The sequence below is a fragment of the Thermodesulfobacteriota bacterium genome (genome assembly GCA_040756475.1).
In the GTDB taxonomy this organism is placed as follows: Bacteria; Desulfobacterota; Deferrisomatia; order Deferrisomatales; family JACRMM01; genus JBFLZB01.
The window spans coordinates 1-6,192 of the sequence record JBFLZB010000240.1; the positions used below are offsets into that span (position 1 = coordinate 1).

Genomic DNA, 6,192 nt, shown 5'->3' on the forward strand with positions numbered 1-6,192 from the left:
GCCTGGCCGTCGAAGTCGAGCCCAGGCGGCTCTCGGCCAGCGGCGGGTAGACCTCGTGGGCTCCGAGAGAGAGCGCCTGGACGCGCGCGAGGAGCCTTCCGATCGCAGCACAGGCGAGGAACCGAACTGTTGATCGCCACAATGGGCGGGGCAGGAGGGGGTAGGGATTTTCAGAATGGGTTGACCCGGTCGGCGTGATTCTCGGAATATTTGGGCCGGCCCGGACAAGGTCCGGGTGCGACTGGCGAAAACGAAGCGGGCGGAGAGTTTGGCGAGAACTCTCCGCCCTTTTCCGTTGGGCTCGGGGCCCACACACACGGTGAGGCGATGATATGGCAGGTGGCGGTGGAGCTCAAGGAGGTAGCGGCTCTGGGGCGGGCGTTTGCCTGGCCGCGGCCCGGCAGGTGTTTGCGGTGCGGGAGCCTTCGGGTGTGGGGGCATGGGTTGGTGGGGCGCTATTTCGACGGGTTCGCCCAGCGGCTGCTGCTTCGCTGCTACCGGTGTGCGGGGTGCGGGTGCGTGATGACACCCCGGCCGGCGGGATACGTTGCTCGGGTGCGGGCCCGCGTGGCGTGGATCCGGGAGGAACTCGCCCACCGGGTGGAGACCGGCCGGTGGCGCAGCGCTCCCGCGGCGCGCATGCGCCATTGGCTTGGGAATCTTCGCCGACAGGCGCTGGCGCGGCTGGGCTGGACGCCCGAGCACGCGCTTGTGGCCGCCTTCGATCGGCTCCTGGCGGCCGGGGTGGTGGCCGTGAGCCGTGCCATGGGATCTGACAACCGGCGAGGCCCCCTGCCACCCCAGTGATCTCTGCCGGCGACCGGCCGGCCCTCCTCGGGATAGGGTTTGCCCCACCCTTGACGAAGGAGGAAGCCCCATGAGCGAGGAGCAGAAACAAGAGGTAGCGGCCTTTCGGTTTGGCGTCATCCACGACCTGGTGGGCTCGACGCGGCTGGACTACGGGGAGCGCGAGGCGCTCTTGCGCGACAAGTGCGCCCGCAAGTGGGAGATCCCCCACTCGGCGCGCACGCGCCTGAGCCGCTCGACGATCGAGCGCTGGGCGAGCCTGTACCTGGCCAGCGGCAAGAACCTCGAAGCCCTCTACCCCCAGGGCCGCAGCGACGCCGGGCAGTGCCGGGTGCTCGACGAGGAGACGGGGCTGACGATTGTGGCCCTGCGGCGCGAACAGCCAACGCTTGCCGCTGCCGAGCTGCTGCGCCGCATCGAGCAGCTCCAGGGGGCGGCACCGAGCCTTTCGACGCTGTATCGCTTCCTCCACCAGCACGACCTGATGAAGCCTGCGGCGGCCGCGGCCGAGGATCGCCGCAAGTTCGAGGCGGAGCTCCCCAACGACCTGTGGCAGAGCGACGTGATGCACGGCCCCGCGGTGCTCGTGGGCGACAAGCGCCGCAAGAGCTACCTCATCGCCTTTGTCGACGACCACTCGCGCCTGATCCCCCACGGCGCCTTCTACCCCTCGGAGGGGCTGGCCTGCTTTATGGAGGCCTTCTCCCAGGCGCTCTTGAAGAGGGGCCTGCCCCGCAAGCTCTACGTGGACAACGGAAGCGCCTTTCGCTCCCGCCAGCTCGAGTACACCTGCGCGGCCCTGGGCATCGCGCTGGTGCACGCGCGCCCCTACCGGCCCCAGGGCAAGGGAAAAATCGAGCGGTTCTTCCGCACCGTCCAGTCCCAGTTCCTGCCAGGCTTTGGCGGTGCGTCCCTCGTGGCGCTCAACCGCGCCTTCGCGCACTGGCTCGACGAGGTCTACCACCTGCGCCGGCACACCTCCACCGGCCAGAGCCCCTTTGCCCGCTTCACCGCCCAGATGCAGTGCCTGCGCGCGGCACCGGCGGATCTCAAGGACTACTTCCGAAAAACCGTGCGCCGCCGCGTCAACAAGGACCGCTCCGTCACCGTGGACAAACGCCTGTTCGAGGCCCCCGTGGCGCTCATCGGAAAACAGGTGGAGATCCTCTACCACCCCGATACCCCCGAGCACGTGGAGATCCGCTGTGGCCAGACCTCCTGGGGTATGCACCGCGCGCTCGATCTTGCCGTCAACAGCCGCGTCACCCGCGAGCGCAACGGCTCGGTGGCGGTCCACTGCGACCCCCCCAGCGCCTCCCATACCCCCTCCCGCGGGGGCCAGCTCTGGGAGGATGCCTGATGCCTTCGGCCTACCGGCAGTTTTTCGCCCTCACCGCCGAGCCCTTCGGCGCCGACGTGGCGCGCTCCCAGATCCTGGCCACTCCTGCCGTCTCGGCCGTGGAGGAGCGCGTCCACTATGCCCTGGGGCTGGGCGCCATCGCACTGGTCACCGGCGAGGTCGGCAGCGGCAAATCCACCGCGCTACGCTATGCCGTGGGGGGGTTGCACCCCTCCGAGGTCCAGGTCTTGGCCGTCACCGCCTCCTCGGGCTCCATCCTCGAGCTCTACCGGCTCGTGCTCGCCGAGCTCGGCCACGACGCTCCCGGCTCTTCGCGCGCCCAGATGACCCGCATCATCCGCCGCGAGGTGCTCGAGCTCGCCCGGGCCAAGAAGCGCAAAACCCTCCTCGTCATCGACGAAGCCTCGCTTCTTCGCCTGGAGGTCCTCACGGAGCTGCACACGCTCACCCAGTTCGAGCACGACTCCAAACCCTACCTGCCCCTGGTGCTCGCCGGCCAGGCCAATCTCGCCGACCACCTCCAATACCGCACCGCCTTGCCCCTGGCCAGCCGCGTGGTGGCCCGAAGCCACCTCAAGGGCATCGACCAGAAAACCATGGAAGAGTACCTGCGCCATCACCTGCGCCTGGCCGGGGTCGAGCGCATCCTCTTCGAAGACGCGGCCATCACCGCCATCCACCAGGGCTCCGGGGGGCTGTTTCGCAAGGCCAACCACTTGGCCCGCGGCGCGCTCATTGCCGCCGCCCACCAGCAGGCCCCCCTGGTCAGCGCCGAGCACGTGCGCATCGCCGCCACCGAGCTGTTCTGATCCCCACTCCCCCGAAGGAGACCGCCATGAACCTCTACGAAGATGCCTGCCTCGAACGCACCCTCGACGAGCTCTCCGATCAGTTGGGTCTGCTGCTGCTCGACCTCCTGCTCGCCGGGGTCCACAAGGCCCGCAGCCAGACCCACATCTTCCAGGAGATCGCCCAGGCCAAGGCCGAGGCCGCAACCGGACCCGAGCCCTTCTAACGCCTACCCTCCTCCCCCATCGGTGAGGGTCCCCTCTGCGGGACCCTCACCCCCCTTGCCCCAACCCCGTGAACATGTCCCAGATATTCAGACGATCCGCTACCAGGTAATCTGAGAAACAACAGTTCCTCGCCGATGCCTATCTGCGGCTGGGGCGAAACGAGGATGCGATGCGCCTCCTCTGGGCCGACTTCGTCGAATGGCCCCGGCTCGACCGGTACCAGACCCTCCATGGGTACACGAAGGGGCTGGGAACCTGGCCGGAGTGGCGCGAGAAGGCCCTTTCGTTCCTTCGGGCCCGCGTCGCCGAGGGTCAGAAGAAGGCATCCTGGCGGCCCGACCGCTCGGCCCTGGTGGAGATCTTCCTCTGGGAGAAGGACGTGGACGCCGCGTGGGCCGAGGCCACAGCCGGAGGCTGCTCCGAGGAACTCTGGATGACGCTCGCCGCCAAGCGGGAGAAGAAGCACCCCGAGGACGCCCTGACCGTGTACCAGAATAGGATCGAGCCGACGATCGCGCGGACGAACAACGAGGCCTACCGGGAGGCGATGAAGTTCCTGCGAAAGGTCCGGGAGCTCATGCTCCGCCTCGGGCGGGAGGCGGAGTTCGAGGGATTCGTGCGTTCACTGCGGACAACCCACCGGCTGAAGCGAAACTGGATCAAGCTTCTCGACGAGGCGGGGTGGGGGCGGTAGGGCCTGCACGCCTCACCGCACTTCTGACAGGAAACATGCTGCGTAGCAACGCAAATTTCCTGCGAATGGATCCTTGGGACGGTGGAAAGGTAAGAGGCACATGATCCCCCAAGTGGCCCCCGAACTGGTCCCCCAACTGGTCCCCGAACTGGTCCCCGAACAACTGGACGGACCGGCACCAGCGAGACGCTTTGTAGCCTTGAGCATGGTGGGAGAGGCGCGTCAGCACTGGAAATAGTGGTTGTCTTCGCGGATTGTCACGGATTGGGTGAACAGGCCACGAGTGGATTCGAATCGCGTTTCCCGCTCCACCGACCCTCCCCGGAACCCCTCGGGGGTCCGTCCGAAGGCTCTCAGTTTAGTCCAGTAGTTCCGCGGACTTGGCTGAGGGCCTTTCGCTCTTTCCGCTCTTGTCGTCTCTCGGTCGACATTCTCTTTCCGTAATGCCCGGTTGTTTCCGGGAAGATTGTGCCCTGTCTGTGCCCTGGCTGTGCCCAAGAATTCGGGGGCGCGGCGGTGGGGTCCCGGAATTCGACTGCAACCTGGATTTGGGCACAACAGGATCGGCAGACGCAGAAACGCAGAGAGGTCCCCCCTGTTCTATGCCCCTGGCGCGGTGTGGCAGGTGAAACGAATCCGGGGCCACTCCGTCAGTGTGCCTCTGCGTGAAGGGTGATCCCAAGCGCCCGGACGACCTTGAGCACCGTATCATAGCGAGGCTTTGCCCCCGGGGAGAGCGCCTTGTAAAGGCTCTCCCTGCCAAGGCCCGTGTCTTTGGCGAGCTGCGACATGCCTCGCGCTCTCGCAACGTCCCTAACTGCGACCAGAAAGACTTCCGGATTCGGGTCTTCCAAGGCAGCAGTGATGTACTCGGCGATGCTCTCATCGTCGGTCAGGTAGTCGGCCGCGTCAAATGGTGCGCTCTTGACGGTCATCGTTCACTCCTCTCTGATCTCTCTGACCATTTCCAGAGCCCTCTTGATGTCCTTCTTCTGGCTCGATTTGTCCCCGCCGACAAGGAGCCAATAGACGGTCCCTCCAACCCGGGTGAAGTACACACGGTAGCCGGGGCCGAAGTGCACGCGCATCTCCGAGACGCCTTCTCCGACCGGCTCGCAGTCTCCGAAATTCCCGAGTCGCGCCGACACAATCCGATTCGCAATTCTTGCCCGCCCCTTCGAGTCCTTGAGCTCGGACAGCCAGGCGTTGAATTCGTCGGTTCGAAGGAATGTCAACATGGGCTCAAAGTATCCAAATGGATACAGAAAAGCAAGGGAGAACAGGCCGAAGCGCCTCAGTGATCCGCGGCGCTACGGGCCGGGTTGGTGAAGATGTCAATCTCACTCATCCGCTCCGGATTACGAATCTGAGACATCAAGCACGGGGCAGCGGATGGATGCGATTTCCACTCGATATTGCGAAGTCCCCGTTTTCGCTAACAGGGCCTCGACGGATCACCCGAATGTGGATTTGGGTCGGGAGGATTTGGGTCGGGTAGGGACCCCTCGCCGAGGCGTCCGTCCGGGTCCATCGTCGTCACTACCCAAGAGCACGGCGCGCTCGGCGATCGCGCCCTACCCATCGACGCCGCCCGTGAAGGGAAGGGGGACAACCCATAGATTCCGCGGACGAGCCTAGAAGAGGAGGTCGAGGTAGAAGTCCTGGCCGGAGAGGTCCAGGTGGACCTGCCGGCCGACGAAGGCGAAGCCGGCGCCGAGCTCGAGGAGGAAGCGCTGGATGTGGTCGAGGAACTCCCGCTCCAGGTCGCGCTCCCGGGCGTCGTCGGTGAGAGTCAGGAAGTCGAAGAGATACGGGTCCTTCAGGGTCTGCTGGGCGAGGTCGGAGTCGGGCGCGGGCAGGGTCCGTGCGAAGTTGGTGACGGCCTTGCCCTGGCGACCGTACAGGTCTTCTTCGATGTGAAGGGTCAGGACGCTCCGGCTCCAGCCGTGCTCGACCGCCTGGGCCAGGTACCAGCTTCGTTTCTCCGCGCTCGTCAGCCGATCGAGGAGCACGCAGTTATGGAACCAGGGGACTTGTGCAGCAACCTGCTGCACAAATGCCTCGTCCGGGTACGCCTCGGCGAAGGCCCGCATGTACTTCAGGTTTCCGGGGTGAGAAGCCCTTCATCTCGGGGAAGGCGCTCCGCAGATCGGTCGAGAGGCGGTCGATGACCTTCGCCCCCCACCCTTCGGGGCTGCGGTGGAGGATGTCGGCGAACTCGGGCGCTTCTGGCGGGAGGCCCTGGCTCAGGCGCTCGAGCTCCCGGTCGGGCCGGCGCAGGAGGTCGGGGAGGAAGTCGGCGGAGAGGTCGAAGG

Annotated in this window: 7 protein-coding genes and 1 pseudogene; 5 read left to right on the forward strand and 3 right to left on the reverse strand. The window is 66.1% G+C overall.

What is annotated here, in order from left to right; all coding sequences use genetic code 11:
- The first annotated feature begins 327 nt into the window (after window positions 1–327).
- From AB1578_21410 to AB1578_21430, 5 genes are all read left to right on the forward strand, one after another.
- Window positions 328–807 carry a hypothetical protein gene (locus tag AB1578_21410; protein MEW6490456.1) on the forward strand — a complete coding sequence of 160 codons (480 nt, stop codon included), beginning with the start codon at window positions 328–330 and terminating at the stop codon, window positions 805–807.
- Window positions 808–877: 70 nt separating this feature from the next.
- The gene (locus AB1578_21415) at window positions 878–2,167 is read left to right on the forward strand and encodes a DDE-type integrase/transposase/recombinase (GenBank protein MEW6490457.1); all 1,290 of its coding nucleotides are present in this window, start codon (window positions 878–880) and stop codon (window positions 2,165–2,167) included.
- Entirely contained in the window at window positions 2,167–2,976 is an 810-nt protein-coding gene (locus AB1578_21420) for an AAA family ATPase (GenBank protein MEW6490458.1), read from the forward strand. The genes AB1578_21415 and AB1578_21420 overlap by 1 nt, the downstream gene beginning before the upstream one ends.
- Before the next feature lie 26 nt (window positions 2,977–3,002).
- Window positions 3,003–3,182, forward strand: a complete 180-nt coding sequence (locus AB1578_21425) for a hypothetical protein (protein ID MEW6490459.1) — start codon at window positions 3,003–3,005, stop codon at window positions 3,180–3,182.
- 170 nt (window positions 3,183–3,352) lie between these two features.
- Window positions 3,353–3,877: a hypothetical protein gene (locus tag AB1578_21430; protein MEW6490460.1), complete on the forward strand. Its 525-nt coding sequence runs from the start codon at window positions 3,353–3,355 to the stop codon at window positions 3,875–3,877.
- A 650-nt stretch (window positions 3,878–4,527) separates the two neighbouring features.
- Here the strand turns inward: AB1578_21430 and AB1578_21435 are convergent.
- The 3 genes and pseudogenes from AB1578_21435 to AB1578_21445 form a co-directional block, all read right to left on the reverse strand.
- The gene (locus AB1578_21435) at window positions 4,528–4,812 is read right to left on the reverse strand and encodes an addiction module antidote protein (GenBank protein ID MEW6490461.1); all 285 of its coding nucleotides are present in this window, start codon (window positions 4,810–4,812) and stop codon (window positions 4,528–4,530) included.
- A 3-nt stretch (window positions 4,813–4,815) separates the two neighbouring features.
- The gene (locus tag AB1578_21440; GenBank protein MEW6490462.1) at window positions 4,816–5,115 is read right to left on the reverse strand and encodes a type II toxin-antitoxin system RelE/ParE family toxin; all 300 of its coding nucleotides are present in this window, start codon (window positions 5,113–5,115) and stop codon (window positions 4,816–4,818) included.
- Between the two features lie 399 nt (window positions 5,116–5,514).
- A pseudogene (locus tag AB1578_21445) lies at window positions 5,515–6,127 on the reverse strand (PDDEXK nuclease domain-containing protein).
- Between the last annotated feature and the right edge of the window lie 65 nt (window positions 6,128–6,192).